This window comes from Lelliottia amnigena, from assembly GCF_019047465.1.
GTDB classification, from domain to species: domain Bacteria; phylum Pseudomonadota; class Gammaproteobacteria; order Enterobacterales; family Enterobacteriaceae; genus Enterobacter; species Enterobacter amnigenus.
On the sequence record NZ_CP077236.1, the window covers coordinates 454,582 to 474,474 of the forward strand.

19 protein-coding genes, 4 tRNA genes and 1 other RNA gene are annotated in these 19,893 nt (G+C 52.9%); 12 read left to right on the plus strand and 12 right to left on the minus strand.

What is annotated here, in order from left to right; genetic code table 11:
• Positions 1-44: 44 nt before the first annotated feature.
• Complete coding sequence (gene gltX, locus I6L74_RS02155) at positions 45-1,460, minus strand: glutamate--tRNA ligase (protein WP_059179379.1); 1,416 nt, start codon at positions 1,458-1,460, stop codon at positions 45-47.
• 259 nt (positions 1,461-1,719) lie between these two features.
• Here gltX and I6L74_RS02160 point away from each other — a divergent pair.
• The 6 genes from I6L74_RS02160 (at position 1,720) to I6L74_RS02185 (ending at position 2,805) form a co-directional block, all read left to right on the plus strand.
• Positions 1,720-1,795 (plus strand) — tRNA-Val (locus I6L74_RS02160).
• Positions 1,796-1,839: 44 nt separating this feature from the next.
• Positions 1,840-1,915, plus strand: a tRNA-Val gene (locus tag I6L74_RS02165).
• A gap of 36 nt (positions 1,916-1,951) precedes the next feature.
• Positions 1,952-2,027, plus strand: a tRNA-Val gene (locus I6L74_RS02170).
• 3 nt (positions 2,028-2,030) lie between these two features.
• Positions 2,031-2,106 (plus strand) — tRNA-Lys (locus tag I6L74_RS02175).
• A 29-nt stretch (positions 2,107-2,135) separates the two neighbouring features.
• Positions 2,136-2,258, plus strand: a non-coding RNA gene (locus I6L74_RS02180) — RtT sRNA.
• 199 nt (positions 2,259-2,457) lie between these two features.
• A complete protein-coding gene (locus tag I6L74_RS02185) occupies positions 2,458-2,805 on the plus strand; it encodes a FlxA-like family protein (protein WP_059179380.1) in 348 nt (115 codons plus the stop codon).
• On the opposite strand, the gene I6L74_RS02190 is transcribed toward I6L74_RS02185, so the two are convergent.
• Positions 2,802-3,737 carry a LysR family transcriptional regulator gene (locus I6L74_RS02190; protein ID WP_059179381.1) on the minus strand — a complete coding sequence of 312 codons (936 nt, stop codon included), beginning with the start codon at positions 3,735-3,737 and terminating at the stop codon, positions 2,802-2,804. The two genes, I6L74_RS02185 and I6L74_RS02190, sit on opposite strands and share 4 nt — an antisense overlap.
• Before the next feature lie 89 nt (positions 3,738-3,826).
• On the opposite strand from I6L74_RS02190, the gene I6L74_RS02195 reads away from it, so the two are divergent.
• On the plus strand, positions 3,827-4,822 hold the full coding sequence (locus I6L74_RS02195; protein WP_059179382.1) for a bile acid:sodium symporter family protein: 996 nt from the start codon (positions 3,827-3,829) through the stop codon (positions 4,820-4,822).
• On the opposite strand, the gene I6L74_RS02200 is transcribed toward I6L74_RS02195, so the two are convergent.
• The 3 genes from I6L74_RS02200 to zipA all read right to left on the minus strand — a co-directional run bounded on the left by I6L74_RS02200 (position 4,819) and on the right by zipA (position 8,072).
• The gene (locus I6L74_RS02200) at positions 4,819-5,034 is read right to left on the minus strand and encodes a DUF3820 family protein (protein WP_059179383.1); all 216 of its coding nucleotides are present in this window, start codon (positions 5,032-5,034) and stop codon (positions 4,819-4,821) included. The genes I6L74_RS02195 and I6L74_RS02200 overlap by 4 nt on opposite strands.
• 1 nt (position 5,035) lies before the next feature.
• The gene (gene ligA, locus I6L74_RS02205) at positions 5,036-7,051 is read right to left on the minus strand and encodes an NAD-dependent DNA ligase LigA (RefSeq protein ID WP_059179384.1); all 2,016 of its coding nucleotides are present in this window, start codon (positions 7,049-7,051) and stop codon (positions 5,036-5,038) included.
• A gap of 67 nt (positions 7,052-7,118) precedes the next feature.
• On the minus strand, positions 7,119-8,072 hold the full coding sequence (gene zipA / locus I6L74_RS02210) for a cell division protein ZipA (protein WP_059179385.1): 954 nt from the start codon (positions 8,070-8,072) through the stop codon (positions 7,119-7,121).
• A 230-nt stretch (positions 8,073-8,302) separates the two neighbouring features.
• Here zipA and cysZ point away from each other — a divergent pair, with 230 nt between their 5' ends.
• From cysZ to crr, 5 genes are all read left to right on the plus strand, one after another.
• On the plus strand, positions 8,303-9,064 hold the full coding sequence (cysZ, locus tag I6L74_RS02215) for a sulfate transporter CysZ (RefSeq protein ID WP_059179386.1): 762 nt from the start codon (positions 8,303-8,305) through the stop codon (positions 9,062-9,064).
• Between the two features lie 162 nt (positions 9,065-9,226).
• Positions 9,227-10,198 carry a cysteine synthase A gene (cysK, locus tag I6L74_RS02220; RefSeq protein ID WP_059179387.1) on the plus strand — a complete coding sequence of 324 codons (972 nt, stop codon included), beginning with the start codon at positions 9,227-9,229 and terminating at the stop codon, positions 10,196-10,198.
• A gap of 317 nt (positions 10,199-10,515) precedes the next feature.
• Positions 10,516-10,773 (plus strand): phosphocarrier protein Hpr, encoded by a 258-nt coding sequence (ptsH, locus tag I6L74_RS02225; RefSeq protein ID WP_059179388.1) that lies wholly within the window; start codon positions 10,516-10,518, stop codon positions 10,771-10,773.
• A 43-nt stretch (positions 10,774-10,816) separates the two neighbouring features.
• The gene (gene ptsI, locus I6L74_RS02230; RefSeq protein ID WP_059179389.1) at positions 10,817-12,544 is read left to right on the plus strand and encodes a phosphoenolpyruvate-protein phosphotransferase PtsI; all 1,728 of its coding nucleotides are present in this window, start codon (positions 10,817-10,819) and stop codon (positions 12,542-12,544) included.
• Between the two features lie 39 nt (positions 12,545-12,583).
• Positions 12,584-13,093, plus strand: coding sequence for a PTS glucose transporter subunit IIA (crr, locus tag I6L74_RS02235; RefSeq protein ID WP_015959941.1), 510 nt, complete (start codon positions 12,584-12,586; stop codon positions 13,091-13,093).
• 63 nt (positions 13,094-13,156) lie between these two features.
• On the opposite strand, the gene pdxK is transcribed toward crr, so the two are convergent.
• The 7 genes from pdxK to I6L74_RS02270 all read right to left on the minus strand — a co-directional run bounded on the left by pdxK (position 13,157) and on the right by I6L74_RS02270 (position 19,844).
• Positions 13,157-13,993, minus strand: a complete 837-nt coding sequence (gene pdxK / locus I6L74_RS02240; RefSeq protein ID WP_059179390.1) for a pyridoxine/pyridoxal/pyridoxamine kinase — start codon at positions 13,991-13,993, stop codon at positions 13,157-13,159.
• A gap of 5 nt (positions 13,994-13,998) precedes the next feature.
• Positions 13,999-14,910 (minus strand): cysteine synthase CysM, encoded by a 912-nt coding sequence (gene cysM, locus I6L74_RS02245; RefSeq protein ID WP_059179391.1) that lies wholly within the window; start codon positions 14,908-14,910, stop codon positions 13,999-14,001.
• 66 nt (positions 14,911-14,976) lie between these two features.
• Positions 14,977-16,071 (minus strand): sulfate/thiosulfate ABC transporter ATP-binding protein CysA, encoded by a 1,095-nt coding sequence (gene cysA, locus I6L74_RS02250; RefSeq protein ID WP_059179392.1) that lies wholly within the window; start codon positions 16,069-16,071, stop codon positions 14,977-14,979.
• Complete coding sequence (gene cysW / locus I6L74_RS02255) at positions 16,061-16,936, minus strand: sulfate/thiosulfate ABC transporter permease CysW (protein WP_059179393.1); 876 nt, start codon at positions 16,934-16,936, stop codon at positions 16,061-16,063. The genes cysA and cysW overlap by 11 nt, the downstream gene beginning before the upstream one ends.
• Positions 16,936-17,769, minus strand: a complete 834-nt coding sequence (gene cysT, locus I6L74_RS02260) for a sulfate/thiosulfate ABC transporter permease CysT (protein ID WP_059179394.1) — start codon at positions 17,767-17,769, stop codon at positions 16,936-16,938. The genes cysW and cysT overlap by 1 nt, the downstream gene beginning before the upstream one ends.
• Positions 17,769-18,782 (minus strand): sulfate ABC transporter substrate-binding protein, encoded by a 1,014-nt coding sequence (locus tag I6L74_RS02265; protein WP_059179395.1) that lies wholly within the window; start codon positions 18,780-18,782, stop codon positions 17,769-17,771. The genes cysT and I6L74_RS02265 overlap by 1 nt, the downstream gene beginning before the upstream one ends.
• A 162-nt stretch (positions 18,783-18,944) precedes the next feature.
• Positions 18,945-19,844 (minus strand): Dyp-type peroxidase, encoded by a 900-nt coding sequence (locus I6L74_RS02270; protein WP_059179396.1) that lies wholly within the window; start codon positions 19,842-19,844, stop codon positions 18,945-18,947.
• Positions 19,845-19,893: the final 49 nt, after the last annotated feature.

The following is a 19,893-nucleotide window of genomic DNA, read 5'->3' on the forward strand; positions in this document are numbered from 1 at the left end:
ACGGCAGGGAAACCTGCCGTTTAATTATCGTCTGTTGTGAAAGATTACTGCTGACTTTCACGCTCAGCAATAAAGTCCAGGGCTTTGTTAATGCGCGCAACGCTGCGAGTCTTACCAATGGCGTGGACCGTTACGTCCAGGCCGGGTGACTGGCCTGCACCTGTCACCGCGACGCGCAGTGGCATACCGACTTTACCCATACCGATTTCGAGCTCGTCTGCAGTTGCCTGAATCGCATGATGAACATTCTCTGCTGACCATTCGGTAATGGCGGCCAGTTTATCGCGCACCACTTCCAGAGGCTGACGCGCAACCGGGCGCAGATGTTTTTTTGCTGCATCCGCATCAAACGCGTCGAACTCTTCATAAAAATAGCGGCAGCTTTCAGCGATTTCTTTAAGCGTCTTGCAGCGCTCACCGAGCAGTTTCACCAGATCCGCGAGCTCAGGGCCAGTGCGGGTATCAATGTTAGCCTGCTCAATATGCCATTGCAGATAGGTCGCCACGTACTCAGGCTGCATGGTGTTAATGTAATGGTGATTCAGCCACAGCAGTTTATCTGTGTTAAACGCACTGGCTGACTTACTTACCGCGCTCAGAGAGAACAGCTTGATCATCTCTTCACGACTGAAGATTTCCTGATCGCCACTGGACCACCCCAAACGCACCAGGTAGTTCAGCAACGCTTCAGGCAAATAGCCGTCATCACGGTACTGCATCACGCTCACTGCACCGTGGCGTTTAGACAGTTTCTTACCGTCGTCGCCATTGATCATAGAAACGTGCGCGTAAACCGGCACCGGCGCATTCAACGCTTTCAGGATGTTGATCTGGCGCGGGGTGTTGTTGATATGGTCTTCGCCACGGATAACGTGAGAGATCTCCATATCCCAGTCGTCAACGACGACACAGAAGTTATAGGTTGGAGAACCATCGGTGCGACGGATAATAAGATCGTCCAACTCCTGATTGCTGAATTCAATCGGGCCACGGATCTGATCGTCAAAAATAACGGAACCGTCTTGTGGGTTAGCGAAACGTACAACGCAGGGTTCATCATCAGCGTGATGTTCGTGGCTGTGGCGGCAGCGGCCGTCGTAGCGAGGTTTATCGCCATTCGCCATTTGTTCTTCACGTAATGCATCCAGACGCTCTTTTGAGCAATAGCACTTATAGGCTGTGCCCGCGACGATCATGTCATCAATTACCGCGTTATAACGGTCAAAACGCTTGGTCTGGAAGTACGGGCCTTCATCCCACTCCAGATTCAGCCAGTTCATCCCATCCATAATGGCTTCGATGGCTTCCGGCGTGGAGCGCTCAAGATCGGTGTCTTCAATACGTAACACGAACTCACCGCCGTGGTTACGTGCAAAAAGCCAGGAATAGAGAGCAGTACGTGCTCCACCGACGTGCAAATAACCTGTCGGGCTGGGCGCGAAGCGAGTTTTGATTTTCATGAAATGGCCTTACGTTATGAACGATGCCGACGACCGGCAAATGCTGGGAAAAAAACAATGGGCAATATTCTATCACTGTGGGGCGATTCCTCAATGATGTTGCCTGTTTGACGTGCAGGTTTGCTAATTTTGTTTAGAAATCATGCTGCATGGGTGGTTTAGCAATCCTTTTGTCTAATTTTACGACGAACGAACGAAAACTTTAGAAAAGGCGTTGACTCATTTTCAACTCTCCCTATAATGCGACTCCACACAGCGGGGGTGATTAGCTCAGTTGGTAGAGCACCTCCTTTACACGGAGGGGGTCGGCGGTTCGAGCCCGTCATCACCCACCATCTACTTCACGTAGACTCCGCAGTGTAGATAAGAATTTGAGATTGGGCGATTAGCTCAGTTGGTAGAGCATCTCCTTTACACGGAGGGGGTCGGCGGTTCGAGCCCGTCATCGCCCACCATTCTCAAAAAATTTCTTATCTGAGTAGTACCGAAATGGGTGATTAGCTCAGTTGGTAGAGCACCTCCTTTACACGGAGGGGGTCGGCGGTTCGAGCCCGTCATCACCCACCATTCGGGTCGTTAGCTCAGTTGGTAGAGCAGTTGACTTTTAATCAATTGGTCGCAGGTTCGAATCCTGCACGACCCACCAATGTAAAAAAGCGCCCTAAAGGCGCTTTTTTGCTATCTACGATTTGAAAGATTCGAGCCAGCAGCAGGTTCGAGCCGAACGAAGTGAGGCACCGGAGCCACTGGCGACGGCCCGAAGGGTGAGCAACGTGAATCATCCTGCACGACCTACTAATGCAAAACGCTTAACGTTACTTGCGTATCAACACGAACTGCCTGAAATTAAGTCGTCCGCTCAATATACTTTTCATCATAAGCCCCCTGCCCCTGCACATTTCGACTTTACTGCATTCTGACCTGCTAAATCTGGCAGGTACACTCAAGCTATTGTTACAAATGCCGATATTCTTGTTTTATGGCGAGAGGAAATAACATGACAACTATCCAGGCATCTACCCCTTCACTTCAGACGAGCAGCAGCGGTAGCAGTGGCAGTAGCTCAACGAGCAATGACATCTCATCACAGATCAGCCGCCTTATGACGAAGATCACCAAGCTGACCCAACAGCTTAAAGATGTCACAAGCGGGAGTGGCAGCGTCGAAGAAAAGAAAAAGCAGGCTGAGCTCATTCAGGAGCAGCTCAAAATGCTACAGGCCCAACTGGCACAGTTACAGCGCCAGCAAGCCGAAGAAAGCCAACAAAAACAAGCGCAACAACAGGGCAAAGCCGAAGGTGTGAATTCACCGACGGACAGTCATCAGATCGATATCTACATCTAATCGTCAGTTGCGTTAAACAGCGGATCGCGTATGCGGGCCTCCATTAATTGCTGTGCCTGCATACGAACGACTTCCCATAATGCGTGAGCCGCCCCCGAAAGTGAGCGGTTTTTGCGCCGCGCCAGCATCAACTTGCGTTCGATACACGGCGTAAAACGCTTTACAACCAGCCGACTTCCCTGAGGCAGCGGCAGTGCAAGCGCAGGTAACACACTGATACCAATCCCCGCCTCAACCATCGGGAATAGCGTCGCAGGATGACCAATTTCCTGCACGATTATCGCCTTAACGTTTTGCTCGGCCAGCGCCATGTCAATCAGCGGGCGGCTTCCGGACGCATAATCCTGCAGCACCAGATTCGCCCCCTGGAGTGCCTGCCATGTGACCTCTGGCAAGGCCGCCAGCGGGTCATCGTCACGACATAACAACAAGAAAGGCTCAGAGAGCACCATCTCGCACTCAAGATCCGTGACCGGACCGGGGTCGATAACAATCCCAAAATCGACATCCCCCTGACGAATGCTCTCCAGCACCCATTGCTGTGGCCGGTCATGCAGCACAAAATTGATATCGGGATAACACTGATTACTTTCAGCAATACACTGCGGAATGAGATGCGCTGAAATCGTCTGGCTTGCTGCCACGCGCACCGTTCCGGAAAGCTGCTGTCCGACTCGGCCCACATCACGCAGAGTGCTATTAAGTTCATCCAACAGTCTTTCAAGGCGTAAAGCCAGCTGCTGCCCCGCTTCAGTGAGCACCACTTCACGCGTGGTTCGATCCAGAAGACGCACGCCGGTCTGTAGCTCCAGCTCTTTCACGCTGTGGCTCACCGCCGACTGGCTCAGGCCAATTATCTCACCGGCGCGGCTAAAACTTTTGGCCTGCGCGACGGTGACAAAAACACGAAGCTGACGTAGAGAATAATTCATATTTTTAATTCATGAATGGATGCAATAAATCGATTTTATTTCTCAAACAGAACAAAGCACAATAGCGAAATCTGTTTTCAGGAGCGTTTATGAAACTCTTTCGCATTCTCGATCCCTTTACTCTCACCCTCATTGCCGTCGTGCTGCTGGCCTCATTTTTCCCGGCCCGCGGCAGCTTCGTTCCTTTCGTTGAAGGTTTAACGACTGCAGCCATTGCCCTGCTGTTCTTCATGCACGGTGCAAAACTCTCCCGTGAAGCCATCATTGCAGGCGGCAGTCACTGGCGACTGCATCTGTGGGTGATGTGCAGTACGTTCGTGATATTCCCGATCCTCGGCGTACTGTTCGCGTGGTGGGCACCGGTCAATGTCGATCCCGCGCTTTATACCGGCTTCCTCTATCTGTGCATTTTGCCCGCGACGGTGCAGTCAGCCATTGCCTTTACGTCTCTGGCCGGAGGCAACGTGGCGGCGGCAGTCTGTTCGGCGTCAGCCTCAAGTCTGTTAGGGATTTTTGTTTCGCCGCTGCTGGTCGGGCTATTGATGAACATGCATGGTGCGGAAGGCAATCTGGAACAGGTGGGCAAAATCTGCCTGCAGTTGCTGCTGCCATTTGTGCTGGGCCATCTTTCTCGCCCATGGATTGGCGACTTTGTGGCGAGAAATAAAAAGTGGATTGGCAAAACTGATCAGACGTCGATTTTGCTGGTGGTCTATTCCGCGTTTGGTGAAGCCGTCGTAAACGGTATCTGGCACAAAGTCGGCATCGGTTCGTTGCTGTTTATTGCGCTGGTGAGCTGTGTGCTGCTGGCGATAATTATTGCGGTGAACATGTTTGCCGCGCGTCGATTCGGGTTTAATAAAGCCGATGAAATCACCATCGTCTTCTGCGGGTCAAAAAAGAGTCTGGCGAATGGCATACCGATGGCGAATATTCTTTTCCCGACGTCGGTCATTGGGATGATGGTGCTGCCGCTGATGATCTTCCACCAGATCCAGCTGATGGTGTGCGCAGTGATGGCACGACGCTACAAACGTCAAACCGAAAAGCTGGCGCAGGAAGAGACCCACGCCGCAAAAGCTTAAGGCCGTTTGAGGGGCTGAACCAGATGGCTCAGCCCTTCTGATTTAATGAGCAGCGTGATAGCCATCAGTTCACCCAGTCGGCCGGCAGGAAATTCATCCTTTCGCGCGAACCACAGAAAATACTCTTCTGGAACATCAATCAGCCGACGGCCTTTGTATTTCCCAAAAGGCATTTCGGTATTGGCGATCTCGATGAGCTGTTCTTTCTCCACGTTACTCTCCCAGTAGCCTAATCATTTCGGCTTCGTCGATAACCTCAATGCCCAGTTCCTGCGCTTTCGCCAGTTTCGAGCCTGCCGCTTCACCGGCAATCACCAGATCGGTTTTCTTCGATACGCTGCCCGCTACTTTTGCCCCCAGCGCGACCAGACGCGCTTTGGCGTCGTCACGCGAAAGCTGGCTCAGACTGCCAGTGAGTACCACCGTTTTGCCCGCAAACGGGCTGTCGATTTCTTCGGCGTTGATAACAACCGGTGCGGGCCAGTGAATACCCTCTTCCAGCAGTTTGCCGATCACGTCGCGGTTACTCTCTTCAGCAAAGAAGTTAAAGACGTGAGTGGCGACAACAATCCCGACATCGGGCACTTTTTGCAGGTCGTCAATCGTCGCCTTTTCAAGCTGCTCAAGCGTACCGAAATGAGCCGCCAGACCTGCCGCTGTCGCCTCACCCACTTCGCGAATCCCCAGCGCATACAGGAAGCGGGCAAACGTTGTTTCTTTCGCTTTCTCCAGGGCATTAACGACGTTTTGCGCGGACTTCGGTCCCATTCGATCGAGCCCGGTCAGCTTCCCTGCAGTCAGGCGGAACAGATCGGCAGCCGTGTGGACATACTCTTTCTCGACCAGTTGGTCGATGATTTTATCGCCCATCCCGTCCACATCTAATGCCCGACGCGATACGAAGTGCTTGAGGGCCTCTTTACGCTGAGCACCACAAATCAAGCCGCCCGTACAGCGCGTTACCACTTCGCCTTCAACACGTTCGACATCGGAGCCACAGACCGGGCAATGGGCCGGGAAAACAATCTCACGGGTATCGTCAGGACGCTCAGACTCCACGACGTTAACGACCTGCGGAATGACATCACCGGCGCGGCGAATAACGACTTTATCGCCAATACGCAGGCCCAGGCGGGCAATTTCGTCGGCATTATGCAAAGTCGCATTGCTGACCAGTACGCCAGCCACCTGCACCGGCTCCAGGCGCGCAACGGGTGTGATAGCGCCCGTGCGTCCGACCTGGAACTCCACGTCGCGCACAAAGGTCATTTGCTCCTGAGCCGGGAATTTAAACGCAACGGCCCAGCGCGGCGCGCGGGCGACGAAGCCCAACTGTTCCTGAAGCGCCAGGGAATTCACTTTGATCACCACGCCGTCAATATCAAACCCCAGCGACGGGCGGTCTTCTTCCACCTTGTGATAAAACGCCAGCACGGCTTCGGGAGAGTCGCACAGCTGTACGCGGTTGCTGACCGGCAAGCCCCACGCTTTAAACTGCAGCAAACGTCCCAGATGGGTATCAGGCAATTCGCCCCCTTCCAGAATACCGACGCCGTAGCAGAAGAACGTGAGCGGTCGCTTCGCCGTAATGCGCGGATCCAGCTGGCGCAACGACCCTGCCGCCGCATTTCGCGGGTTGGCGAAAATTTTTCCGCCCGTACGACGCGCTTCGTCGTTGATCTTCTCAAAGCCCTTCTGCGGGAGGAAAACTTCACCACGCACTTCAAGACGCGCGGGAATATTGTCACCACGCAGCGTTAATGGGATGGCGCGAATGGTCCGTACGTTGGCAGTGATATCTTCGCCTGTTGTACCATCGCCGCGCGTCGCAGCGCGCACCAGCAGACCATTTTCATACAGAATACTGACGGCCAATCCGTCAAGCTTTAGCTCACAGCACCAGGTCAGGGAATCCGCGCTTTTTAGCCGGTCCTGAACGCGCTTGTTGAACGCGAGAAAACTCTCTTCATCGAAAACGTTGTCCAGCGAAAGCATAGGTACTTCGTGACGCACCTGGCTGAAGGAGGCCAGCGGCGCGGCACCCACGCGCTGGGTCGGTGAATCAGGCGTAATGAGCTCGGGGTACTGCGCTTCCAGCTCGCGCAACTCACGCATTAGACGGTCATATTCCGCATCCGGGACTTCCGGGGCGTCCATCACATGATAAAGATATTCATGATGGCGAAGTGTGGTTCTTAGCTGTGTCAGTTGTTGTTCGATTGAGTCCATAACGCACCATCAATGAGAAAAACCCCCGACATGCGGGGGTTCTGGAGGAGGGGAAGACACGCAGGTATTACGCGTTGGCTTCCTTAACTTCGCGGATGCGATCCTGATATTCGCGCAGTTTCTGCGGCGTCATCATACGACGTTGATCGTCGAGTACCATACCGCCGACTTCATCAGCGATATGCTGAGCGGATTGCAGCATCAGCTTAAAGTTTTGCAGTTCATCGCCGTAAGACGGGACCTGCATAAAGATGGTGATACCCGGCGTGAGGAAATCACCGGTCATTTCCGGATCAAACGTCCCTGGGTTCACCATATTGGCCAGGCTAAACAGCGCAGGACCACTGCCATCTGGGCTTAAATGACGATGGAAAATGTTCATATCGCCAAATTTAAAGCCAGCCTGCTGAATACTGTTAAGCAGTAACTCACCATTAAGCTGGGTGCCATGGTGAGCCGCCACGTTCATGATGATGACCGTTTCTTTACGCTGCGGTTTTTCAACCACTGGCGCTTCTTCTACAACCGGTTCTGGCTCAACAGGCGGTGCAGGCTGTGTTTGCACAGGCTGAGGTTCCGGCTGCGGCTGCTGAACAGGTTGCACAGGCTGATGCTGCGGAACCGGCTGTGGCTGCGCGACAGGCTGTTGATGCACAGGCTGCGGTTGTGGCTGGCGGACCGGCTCTTCCACAGGCTGAGGAGCCTGTGGACGCGGCTGTGCAGAAGCATACGGCGGCTGATACTGATGCTGCGGAGACTGACGAGGCGCTTCTTGCTCCCCATGGCCTACGCCGGGCGCCGTATTGACCCGATGGACGCGCACTTCACCCACGCCCTCGTCGTCGTTATCTTCGATGTCGTCATCACCGTCATCATTACGATGAGACTTCATGCGCTTCAGTGGGCGATCGCGAAACATAGACGAACGTTCTTTACGGCTGGTCCAAAAACCATGTACCAGTAAAGCAAGTATGGCGATCGCGCCAACAATGATTAATATCAGACGCAAATCCTGCATCATTATATTCTCTGTTGTTCTAACACCTTGCCACCACGGCAAACATTTACTCACTAAGAGTATTTGCCGATTACGTCAAGTGCAAGTGTGTGCGGAGCATTCACAGCATAAAGATGGATGAAATCGTGCTTTTTGCTGTTTTTTCGAACATTTCCGAACTGGTCATTGATCCATAACTCGATAATATAGGTGAGCAATTCCACTGGTTGTGAAAAAAGGAGTACAGCCTGGTTATGGTTTCAACCTTAAATTCAGCCCCGCGCAGCGGCATTGGGTATTTTTCACAGGGATGGAAACTGGTCTCCCTGCCAGGCATCCGACGCTTTGTGATCATGCCTTTACTGATCAATATTTTACTGATGGGCGCCGCATTCTGGTGGCTGTTTACCCAACTCGAAAGTTGGGTGCCCTCCATCATGAGCCACGTTCCAGACTGGCTGCAGTGGCTTAGCTATCTGTTATGGCCGATTGTGGTCATTTCGGTCCTGTTGGTTTTTGGCTATTTCTTCTCGACGATAGCCAACTGGATAGCTGCCCCGTTTAATGGGCTGCTGGCTGAACAACTGGAAGCCCGGCTGACAGGCGCTACGCCGCCCGATACCGGCGTGTTCGGCATCATGAAAGATGTGCCGCGCATCATGAAGCGTGAATGGCAGAAATTTGCCTGGTATTTGCCGCGTGCCATTATGCTGCTCATTCTCTATTTTATTCCCGGCATCGGCCAGACTGTGGCTCCCGTTCTGTGGTTCCTGTTCAGTGCGTGGATGCTGGCCATACAATATTGCGACTATCCGTTCGACAATCACAAAGTGCCGTTCAAGACGATGCGCACCGCCCTTCGCAGTCAAAAAGTGATCAACATGCAGTTTGGCGCACTCACCAGCCTGTTCACCATGATTCCGGTGCTGAATTTGTTCATCATGCCTGTTGCCGTTTGCGGTGCGACAGCCATGTGGGTGGACTGTTATCGCGATAAACATGCGTTATGGAAATAGTGCAAACCTGTGTAAACCGGAGTGGCTTATGCCGCGCCTTATTCCATACTTGAACGCATTATTTCTCAACAGCATATAGATATGCGATTTCCTTACTTCCCCATACCTTCTCAACAGGTATGCTGGAGCGGTATCCCAATTTCATACAGTTAAGGACAGGCCATGAGTAAGATTTACGAAGACAACTCGTTGACGATCGGTCATACGCCCTTGGTTCGACTGAACCGTATCGGTAATGGACGCATTCTGGTGAAGGTCGAATCACGTAACCCGAGCTTCAGCGTGAAGTGCCGCATCGGTGCAAATATGATTTGGGATGCCGAAAAACGCGGCGTTCTGAAGCCTGGTATTGAACTGGTTGAACCTACCAGTGGCAACACCGGTATTGCCCTCGCTTACGTTGCTGCAGCGCGAGGTTATAAACTCACGCTGACCATGCCAGAAACCATGAGCATTGAGCGTCGCAAACTGCTGAAAGCGCTGGGAGCTAATTTGGTTCTAACCGAAGGCGCGAAAGGCATGAAAGGTGCCATTCAGAAAGCAGAAGAAATCGTTGCAGGCGATCCGGCTAAATATCTGCTGCTCCAGCAGTTTAGCAACCCAGCAAACCCGGAAATTCACGAGAAAACAACCGGTCCTGAAATTTGGGAAGATACGGACGGTCAGGTTGACGTATTTATTTCCGGTGTGGGTACCGGGGGTACTTTGACCGGCGTTAGCCGTTATATTAAAGGCACGAAAGGCAAAAAAGATCTGATTACCGTTGCGGTTGAACCAACGGATTCTCCGGTTATTGCCCAGGCACTGGCAGGTGAAGAGCTGAAACCGGGCCCGCATAAAATTCAGGGTATCGGCGCAGGCTTTATTCCAGGTAACCTGGATCTGAAGCTGATTGATAAAGTCGTTGCCATTACTAACGAAGAAGCCATCTCTACGGCGCGTCGTCTGATGGATGAGGAAGGTATTCTTGCGGGCATCTCTTCCGGCGCGGCAGTGGCTGCTGCGTTGAAACTCCAGGAAGATGAAACCTTTACCAATAAGAATATAGTGGTTATCCTCCCCTCTTCGGGTGAGCGTTATTTAAGCACTGCACTGTTTGCCGATCTCTTTACCGAAAAAGAGCTGCAACAGTAATGCCAGCATGTTAAAAACGCGTAAAAAAGCACCCTAATGGGTGCTTTTTTGTGGTCCACTTCAAACTTTTACCCCTCCTGGCATTGATTCACCCCGTCGGGTCTGGTATTTAACCTGACAATTATTTTGAAGCGCGAAATTAATCAATGTGAGAAATCGACTTGCTGAATCGATTTTATGATTTGGTTCAAGTCTTGCTTTGACTGCATAATGTTTAATGACGAGCGAAACGTCAGCGCTAACAAGACAGGCTAAAGTTAAGCCGCCAGGCTAGACTTTAGTTCCACAACACTAAACCTATAAGTTGGGGAAATACAATGTTCCAGCAAGAAGTTACCATTACTGCTCCAAACGGTCTGCATACCCGCCCTGCTGCTCAGTTTGTTAAAGAAGCTAAAGGCTTCACTTCTGAGATCACTGTGACCTCCAACGGCAAAAGCGCTAGCGCCAAAAGCCTGTTCAAACTGCAGACTCTGGGCCTGACTCAGGGCACCGTAGTGGCTATTTCTGCAGAGGGTGAAGACGAGCAGAAAGCAGTTGAGCATCTGGTAAAACTGATGGCTGAGCTCGAGTAAGTTCCGGGTTCTTTTTAATATCAGTCACAAGTAAGGTAGGGTTATGATTTCAGGCATTTTAGCATCCCCGGGTATCGCTTTCGGCAAAGCACTTCTGCTGAAAGAAGACGAGATCGTCATCGACCGGAAAAAAATTTCTGCCGACAAGGTTGATCAGGAAGTTGAACGTTTTCTGAGCGGTCGTGCAAAGGCATCTGCGCAGCTGGAAGCGATCAAAACTAAAGCTGGTGAAACTTTCGGTGAAGAAAAAGAAGCCATCTTCGAAGGGCACATCATGCTGCTCGAAGATGAGGAGCTTGAGCAGGAAATCATAGCCCTGATTAAAGATAAAGGCATGACGGCCGACGCGGCTGCGCATGAAATTATCGAAGGTCAGGCAACTGCCCTTGAAGAACTGGATGATGAATACCTGAAAGAACGTGCGGCTGACGTACGTGACATCGGTAAGCGCCTGCTACGCAACATTTTAGGCCTGGCCATCATCGATCTCAGCTCAATTCAGGATGAAGTTATCCTGGTCGCCGCTGACCTGACGCCGTCTGAAACCGCACAGCTGAACCTGAACAAGGTGCTGGGTTTCATCACTGACGCCGGTGGCCGCACCTCCCACACCTCTATCATGGCGCGTTCTCTTGAACTGCCCGCGATCGTGGGCACAGGTAGCGTTACTTCTCAGGTTAAAAACGACGATTATCTGATTCTGGATGCCGTAAACAATGTGGTTTACGTCAACCCAACCAACGAAGAAATCGAGAAACTGCGCGCCGTTCAGGAGCAGGTTGCTTCCGAGAAAACCGAACTCGCTAAACTGAAAGATCTGCCTGCTATCACGCTGGATGGTCATCAGGTAGAAGTGTGCGCAAACATCGGTACCGTACGTGACGTAGACGGCGCTGAGCGCAACGGCGCGGAAGGTGTCGGTCTGTACCGTACTGAATTCCTGTTCATGGACCGTGACGCCCTGCCAACTGAAGAAGAGCAGTTCGCAGCCTATAAAGCGGTTGCTGAAGCTTGCGGCTCTCAGGCCGTTATCGTGCGTACCATGGACATCGGCGGCGACAAAGAACTGCCGTACATGAACTTCCCGAAAGAAGAGAACCCGTTCCTGGGCTGGCGTGCAGTACGTATCGCTATGGACCGTAAAGAGATCCTGCGCGATCAGGTTCGTGCGATTCTGCGTGCATCGTCCTTCGGTAAACTGCGCATTATGTTCCCGATGATCATCTCTGTTGAAGAAGTGCGTGCACTGAAGAAAGAGATCGAAATCTACAAACAGGAACTGCGTGACGAAGGCAAAGCCTTTGATGAGACAATCGAAGTCGGCGTGATGGTAGAAACACCTGCTGCCGCCGTTATTGCTCGTCATTTAGCCAAAGAAGTTGATTTCTTTAGTATCGGCACCAATGATTTAACGCAGTACACCCTGGCAGTTGACCGTGGTAATGATATGATTTCACATCTCTACCAGCCAATGTCACCATCCGTACTCAACCTGATCAAGCAAGTTATTGATGCTTCTCATGCTGAAGGCAAATGGACTGGCATGTGTGGTGAGCTTGCAGGCGACGAACGTGCTACACTTCTGTTGCTGGGTATGGGTCTGGACGAGTTCTCTATGAGCGCCATTTCCATCCCGCGCATTAAGAAGATTATCCGTAACACGAACTTCGAAGATGCGAAGGTGTTAGCAGAGCAGGCTCTTGCTCAACCGACAACGGACGAGTTAATGACGCTGGTTAACAAGTTCATTGAAGAAAAAACAATCTGCTAATCCACGAGATGCGGCCCAATTACTGCTTAGGAGAAGATCATGGGTTTGTTCGATAAACTGAAATCTCTGGTTTCTGATGATAAGAAAGACACCGGAACTATTGAGATTATTGCTCCGCTGTCTGGCGAAATCGTGAATATCGAAGACGTGCCGGATGTTGTTTTTGCCGAGAAAATTGTTGGTGATGGCATTGCTATCAAACCAACCGGCAACAAAATGGTTGCTCCTGTTGACGGCACCATCGGTAAAATTTTTGAAACTAACCATGCGTTCTCTATCGAATCCGATAGCGGTATCGAACTGTTCGTTCACTTCGGTATCGACACTGTCGAACTGAAAGGCGAAGGCTTCAAACGTATCGCAGAAGAAGGTCAACGTGTGAAAGTTGGCGACACCGTGATCGAATTCGATCTGGCCCTGCTGGAAGAGAAAGCCAAGTCTACCCTGACTCCGGTTGTTATCTCCAACATGGACGAAATCAAAGAACTGATCAAACTGTCTGGCAGCGTGACCGTGGGTGAAACCCCAGTGATCCGCATCAAGAAGTAATTCTTGCCGCACAGAGAAATGGCGCCTTAGGGCGCCATTTTTGTTTATGCCGTGAGCGCTTTTTTATACCGGGAGTATCAGCTCGTCGAAACCTTTTTGCTGGGTGTACTTCATCACTTCAGTCACCCGATCGCCTGCACGACGTATCGCCTCTGCAACATCACTCCCCTGCACAATGCCACTCACCAACTCTGAACAGAACAGATCGCCCGTTCCTTTTAAATCGGTCGCGACGCGCGGATGGTGAGTCACCACGACGTCCTCTTTCGTCACCAGCACCACATGAATATTGTCTGGATCAGCGGCCACCGGCGCGCTGGTGATCGCCACCCATTTGAGGGTCTCTGACAGCAATCCTTTTGCGGCAGAAATGGCGCTTTCAGGGGTGCGGCACGGCTGACCACTCAGCACCTCAAGCTCAAAGACGTTGGGCGTGATTCCCTGGGCCAGTGGCAGCAAGTGCTCACAATAGGCTTTGGGGATTTCAGGATTAACGTACATACCGCTGTCGATATCCCCCATCACCGGATCGACCAGTACCAGCAAATCAGGATGCTGTTGCTTCACCGTTTTAAGCCACTGCGCCAGGATTTTTATCTGACTGGCGCTGCCCATATAACCCGTCGTCACTGCTTTCAGTTCGCGCAACACGTCGCGTTCTTCCAGCGCTTTCAGATAACCGCTAAACCATTCGTCCGGGATCACGCCGCCATAAAACGTATCGTAATGCGGCGTATTGCTGAACAGCACCGTTGGAACGGCCATCACGGTGAGCTGATGCAGTCTGATATTTGGCACAGCGATACTGTTACCTACGCTGCCGTAAACCACCTGCGACTGCACAGCAACAATATCGGTCTGCTGCGCACGGGTTTTATCCCGAAATAAAATCATCTCCATGACGCTTAAATCCCCGCCCCCTGCGAATAACTCTCTTCACCAAACACGCCAGTAGAAAGATAACGATCGCCGCGGTCGCAAATAATCGCTACCACGCACGCGCCCGGATTCTGCTGGGCTACCCGCAATGCTCCTGCTACCGCGCCACCCGAACTGACGCCGCAGAAAATACCTTCGCGCACCGCCAGTTCACGCATCGTATTTTCCGCCTCGCGCTGATGAATATCCAGTACCACATCCACCAGCGACGCATTAAAAATGCCCGGCATATACTCCGCAGGCCAGCGACGGATCCCTGGAATGCTGCTGCCCTCTTCCGGCTGCAGGCCAACAATCGTCACTGCGGTGTCCTGTTCACGCAGAAAACGAGAAACACCCGTGATCGTCCCCGTCGTACCCATGCTTGAGACAAAATGGGTCATTCGCCCTTCTGTCTGCTGCCAGATTTCCGGTCCCGTCGTGGTGTAATGCGCGTAAGGATTATCAGGATTGTTAAACTGATCCAGTAGCTTACCTTCACCGCGCTGTGCCATTTCAAGGGCCAAATCGCGCGCGCCTTCCATACCCCGCTCTTTCGTCACGAGGATAAGCTCGGCACCATAGGCGCGCATCGCAGCCCGACGCTCCTGGCTCATGTTGTCCGGCATCAACAGCTTCATGTGATAGCCTTTCAGTGCGGCAATCATCGCCAGCGCAATACCCGTATTGCCGCTGGTCGCTTCGATCAGCACATCGCCAGGCTGTATTTCGCCGCGCTTTTCGGCCTCGACAATCATCGATAACGCCGCACGATCTTTAACGGAACCTGCCGGATTGTTGCCTTCAAGTTTGACCCAGACTTCACTGCCGTTGGTTGGCCCCATGCGTTGCAGTTTGACCAGAGGGGTATTGCCGATGGTTTGCTCTAATGTGTTCACGGTTTTTGCTCAAAAAAAAGCCCGGAAGCGCAACGCCACCGGGCGATAAACATACTGATTAACCTATCAGGCAGACTCGGCCAGAGCAAGTTCCTCACGCGCTTCGATTCGCTCGTTACCATGATAAATCCGCGCATTCTGCAAGCCGACAAACAGGCGCTCACCGCGATGTGGCGGCTCTTCATCCCGCATCACCACGGTCAATGGTTCGGTATACCAGCCCAGCGGTTGTACCACCAGATGGGTGTAATGCCCTTTAGGGCTAGCTTCCAGAACCTGCACCGGCAGCGGTGAATCGAGGCTGGTTCGGCGGCTCACATCTATTTCCCAGGGGCGCAGGAACAGATCAACCGGTCCCTGATGAGCAGGCGTATACCCCAGCGGCCAGCGATGTGCGCCGACGTGGAATTGTCCGCCGCGGATTGTGCCCTGCATGCGGTTCACTTCGCCCATAAATTCCAGCACAAACCGGGTCGCCGGTTCGCGCCACAGTTGTTCTGGTTCATCAACCTGCTCAATATTTCCCTGACTCATTACGACCACGCGATCGGCAACTTCCATCGCCTCTTCCTGATCGTGCGTGACGAACACGCTGGTAAATTTCAGCTCTTCATGCAGCTGTCGCAGCCAGCGACGCAGCTCTTTACGCACCTGTGCATCGAGCGCGCCAAAGGGCTCATCAAGCAGCAGAATTTGCGGCTCAACCGCCAGCGCACGCGCCAGGGCCACACGCTGTTTCTGTCCACCGGAAAGCTGCGCCGGGAAACGGTCGGCCAGATGGGCCAACTGCACCATCTCCAGCAGTTTGGTGACTTTCGCCTTGATGGTCGCCGCATTCGGACGCTCGCGACGCGGAAGCACGCTCAGGCCAAAAGCGATATTGTCGAACACCGTCATATGGCGGAACAGCGCATAGTGCTGGAACACAAAACCCACTTTACGATCGCGGGCGTGTAAACGGCTCACGTCGGTTCCATGGAAGCGAATATGTCCGCTGCTCTGATGTTCAAGACCGGCGATAATACGCAGCAGCGTGGTTTTACCGGAACCAGACGGCCCCAGCAGCGCCACCATTTGTCCGGAAGGGATATCCAGTGAGATATCGTTCAGCACCTGGGTGCGACCAAAAGACTTCTTAATATTGGCAATCTCAATGCTCATGATTTCCCTCCTGCTGCAGGCGTTTTTCCTGATTCTCTAAACGCCACTGCACCACACTCTTCAAAAACAGGGTCAAAATTGCCATCAGCGTCAGCAACGCTGCGGCGGTAAAGGAGCCGACGGTATTGTAGTCCTGCTCCAGCAATTCAATCTGTAGCGGCAGCGACAGGGTTTCGCCGCGAATAGAGCCTGAAACGACCGATACCGCGCCAAACTCACCAATCGCGCGCGCGTTGGTCAGCACCACGCCGTACAGCAACGCCCAGCGAATATTCGGGAGCGTCACACGTCGGAACATCTGCCAGCCGGATGCGCCGAGCAAAATCGCCGCCTCATCCTCATGACTGCCCTGGCTTAACATCACCGGAACCAGCTCACGCACCACAAACGGACAGGTCACAAAAATGGTCACCAGTACCATGCCAGGCCACGCAAACATGATTTGCAGGTTGTGCTCATCGAGCCAGCCTCCCAGCGGACCATTGGAGCCATAGAACAGCAGATACACCAGACCGGCGACCACTGGCGATACCGCAAAAGGAATATCCAGCAGCGTCAGCAGCAGCTGACGGCCAGGGAAATTAAATCGCGTCACCAGCCACGCCAGCAAAATCCCAAACACCAGATTCACCGGCACGGTAATCAATGCAATCATCACCGTCAGCCAGATGGCATGCAGCATGTCCGGGTCGGCCAGATTCTGCAGCGCGGGCATAATCCCTTTGCTGAACGCCTGCACGAAGATATACACCATCGGCACGACGAGAATAAACGCTGACACCAGCATGCCGGTGCCAATCAAAAACCATTTGCCCCAGTTAACGCGGGGCGCGTCATAGCGCTTCAATTGAGTCACTTCCGCCATTAATGACCTACCACGCGTCGACCAAAGCGACTTTGCAGAGTGTTAATCGAGAACAGTAGCAGCAGCGATGCCGCCAGGATCACCGAGGCAATCGCGCTCGCCGCCGGATAATCAAACTCCTGCAAGCGCACAAAAATCATCAGCGAGGTCACTTCGGTTTTCCATGCGATGTTGCCCGCGATGAAAATCACCGCACCGAATTCACCGAGGCTACGGGTAAAAGAGAGCGCCACGCCCGCCAGCAGCGCCGGAGACAGCTCAGGCAGTACCACTTTGCAAAAGCTCTGGATGCGCGTTGCACCGAGCGTTTCCGCCGCTTCTTCGTACTCCGGACCTAACTCTTCGAGCACCGGCTGCACGGTTCGCACCACAAACGGGATGCTGGTGAAGGCCATCGCCACCGCAATACCCAGCCAGGTATAAGTGACTTTAATATCAAACTTCGCCAGCCACTCGCCGTAGAAACCGTTAACAGAAAACAGCGATGCCAGCGTTAAACCCGCGACGGCCGTGGGCAGCGCGAACGGCAGATCCATCAACGCATCCAGCAGAACGCGACCAGGAAAGCGATAGCGGGTTAAAATCCACGCCATCAGCAGGCCGAACACGCCGTTGAAAATGGAAGCCACAAACGCCGACAGCAGCGTGACTTTATAGGCCGCCACCACCTGCGGGTTAGTAATCACTTCCCAGTATTGCGCCCAGCTCATCTGCGCGAGCTGCATCACCAGCGCGCTTAACGGCAACAGCAAAATCAGGCAGACGAACAGCAGGCTGGTCCCGAGACTTAACGTAAAGCCCGGGAGCACACGTCTGGAAGAAACAGCAAACATTACTTACGCCCCGCCGCCAGCAGTTTGTCTAACTCACCGCCGGTGACAAAATGCGTTTTCATCACTTCCGGCCAGGAGCCGAATTTATCTTCCACTCGGAACAGCTCGGTCTGCGGGAATTTGTCTTTCAATTTGTCCATCACGTCCGGATTGTTCACGCGATAGTAGTAATCAGTAATGATGGTCTGCGCCTGCGGGCTGTAAAGGAAATTCAGGTAATCCTTGGCGGCCTTTTCGGTCCCGTTGGCTTTGACGTTTTTATCAACCCAGGCAACCGGGAATTCCGCCAGAATATTGGTCTCAGGAATCACCACCTCGAAACCCTGCGCTTCGTACTGTTTGCGGATGTTGTTCACTTCCGATTCGAAACTGATCAGCACATCGCCCAGCCCACGCTCTGCGAAAGTGGTTGTCGCCCCACGACCACCGGTATCAAACACTTCGACGTTCTTCAGAAACTGCGTCATAAACTGTTCGGTTTTGGCTTTGTCGCCGCCGTCTGCTTTATCGGCAGCCCCCCACGCAGCCAGATAGGTATAGCGCGCGTTACCGGATGTTTTTGGATTCGGGAAAATGAGCTTCACATCAGAACGCACCAGATCGTTCCAGCTGTGAATATTTTTCGGGTTGCCCTTACGCACCAGGAAACCCATGGTGGAGTAGAACGGCGAGCTGTTATTCGGCAAACGGCTTTGCCAGTCCGCCGGGATCAGGTTGCCTTTGTCATGCAGGATCTGCACGTCGGTAATCTGGTTGTACGTCACCACATCGGCTTTCAGACCCTGCAAAATTGCCAGCGCCTGCTTTGAAGACCCGGCGTGGGATTGCTTGATGGTCAGCTTGTCGCCGTTATTCTCTTTCGCCCACTGCTGTTCAAACGGTGGATTCAGGGCAGCAAAAAGCTCACGCGAGACATCATAGGAGCTATTGAGCAACTCCGTGGCCTGCGCCTGCGCAACCAGCATCAAACCAGCCAGCGCCAGCGTTCCTTTTTTCAGTACAGTAACGGTCATTGCGCACCCTATATTTGTGATGACGTTTATGAAGTCATCATATTTATAACGAGTACTAAAGGAGTAACGGTTTTATATACCGTTTGGTGATTTAGAAGCAGAAAAGGGAATAAGGGGGGGATTTCCCCTCTCCCAAAGGAGAGGGTCAGGGTACAGACTCACTTACAGCGCGAGTAAACGCTCAACGGACGGTGCGAAGTAATAGCCGCCGGTCACCGGTTTGGTGAAGCGCAGCATGGCATCACGCTTGCCGTCGGTATCGCCAAACATGCTCAGCAGCTGTTGCTCGATGTTGTACAGGCGCGCGCAGTAGGCGCAAAAATACAAACCGTGCGTACCGCTTGCCGTACCGTAAGGCAGGCTCTGACGAACAATTTTCAGGCCTTTGCCGTTTTCTTTCAGGTCAACGCGGGTCAGGTGAGAGGTCACCGGGCGGTCATCGCCGTCGATCTCTTCATTGGCGTCTTTCGTACGCCCCATCATCATCTCCTGATCGTGAACGCTCATGCGGTTAAGCTGTTTGAGATTGTGCTCCCAACGCTGCACGAACACGTAGCTGCCGCCCGCGTCCACGCCATCTTTGATAACCGCCACGTCGCGGCGCGTTTCTTCACCTGCCGGATTTTCAGTACCATCCACAAAGCCGCTCAGATCGCGCTCTTCCACCCAACGGAAGCCATGAATTTCTTCCTGCACGTCCACGCTATCACCAAAAGCCTCCACCGCGGCCTGTGCCACAGAGAAGTTAACATCGTGACGCAAAGAAAGGATGTGGATCAGCACGTCGTATTGGGTCGCGGGTGCCAAACCTTTACCGTAAGGGATAAAGTCTTTAAGCTCCTGCGCCCCTTCACCGCCGCTCAGCTGACGCCAGACGTTATTGCCAAAAGCCACGACGGCACCCAGATGCGCATCCGGGAATTTGGCCTGGAAGGTGGCCAGTTTATCGATAAACACTTTGCTGGCCGCACGCAGGGCATCCACATCCCCTTTAACATTGGCTTCAATCCAAATCGCCGCGCGGCAATGTTCTGGCAAAATGCCACTCTGAACCTGAGACATCGCTCCTCCTGAAAAAAAGATGCCACGGAGTCGTGGCACGGATGGCGGC

What these genes read in the sequence shown, in the direction of transcription:
- I6L74_RS02190 (WP_059179381.1), bottom strand. Translation starts at nt 3,737, where the DNA reads ATGAATTATTCTCTACGTCAGCTTCGTGTTTTTGTCACCGTCGCGCAG.
- crr (WP_015959941.1), top strand. Translation starts at nt 12,584, where the DNA reads ATGGGTTTGTTCGATAAACTGAAATCTCTGGTTTCTGATGATAAGAAA.
- gltX (WP_059179379.1), bottom strand. Translation starts at nt 1,460, where the DNA reads ATGAAAATCAAAACTCGCTTCGCGCCCAGCCCGACAGGTTATTTGCAC.
- cysT (WP_059179394.1), bottom strand. Translation starts at nt 17,769, where the DNA reads ATGTTTGCTGTTTCTTCCAGACGTGTGCTCCCGGGCTTTACGTTAAGT.
- cysA (WP_059179392.1), bottom strand. Translation starts at nt 16,071, where the DNA reads ATGAGCATTGAGATTGCCAATATTAAGAAGTCTTTTGGTCGCACCCAG.
- cysZ (WP_059179386.1), top strand. Translation starts at nt 8,303, where the DNA reads ATGGTTTCAACCTTAAATTCAGCCCCGCGCAGCGGCATTGGGTATTTT.
- I6L74_RS02185 (WP_059179380.1), top strand. Translation starts at nt 2,458, where the DNA reads ATGACAACTATCCAGGCATCTACCCCTTCACTTCAGACGAGCAGCAGC.
- pdxK (WP_059179390.1), bottom strand. Translation starts at nt 13,993, where the DNA reads ATGGAGATGATTTTATTTCGGGATAAAACCCGTGCGCAGCAGACCGAT.
- cysK (WP_059179387.1), top strand. Translation starts at nt 9,227, where the DNA reads ATGAGTAAGATTTACGAAGACAACTCGTTGACGATCGGTCATACGCCC.
- ptsI (WP_059179389.1), top strand. Translation starts at nt 10,817, where the DNA reads ATGATTTCAGGCATTTTAGCATCCCCGGGTATCGCTTTCGGCAAAGCA.
- I6L74_RS02270 (WP_059179396.1), bottom strand. Translation starts at nt 19,844, where the DNA reads ATGTCTCAGGTTCAGAGTGGCATTTTGCCAGAACATTGCCGCGCGGCG.
- I6L74_RS02265 (WP_059179395.1), bottom strand. Translation starts at nt 18,782, where the DNA reads ATGACCGTTACTGTACTGAAAAAAGGAACGCTGGCGCTGGCTGGTTTG.
- cysW (WP_059179393.1), bottom strand. Translation starts at nt 16,936, where the DNA reads ATGGCGGAAGTGACTCAATTGAAGCGCTATGACGCGCCCCGCGTTAAC.
- ptsH (WP_059179388.1), top strand. Translation starts at nt 10,516, where the DNA reads ATGTTCCAGCAAGAAGTTACCATTACTGCTCCAAACGGTCTGCATACC.
- zipA (WP_059179385.1), bottom strand. Translation starts at nt 8,072, where the DNA reads ATGATGCAGGATTTGCGTCTGATATTAATCATTGTTGGCGCGATCGCC.
- I6L74_RS02195 (WP_059179382.1), top strand. Translation starts at nt 3,827, where the DNA reads ATGAAACTCTTTCGCATTCTCGATCCCTTTACTCTCACCCTCATTGCC.
- ligA (WP_059179384.1), bottom strand. Translation starts at nt 7,051, where the DNA reads ATGGACTCAATCGAACAACAACTGACACAGCTAAGAACCACACTTCGC.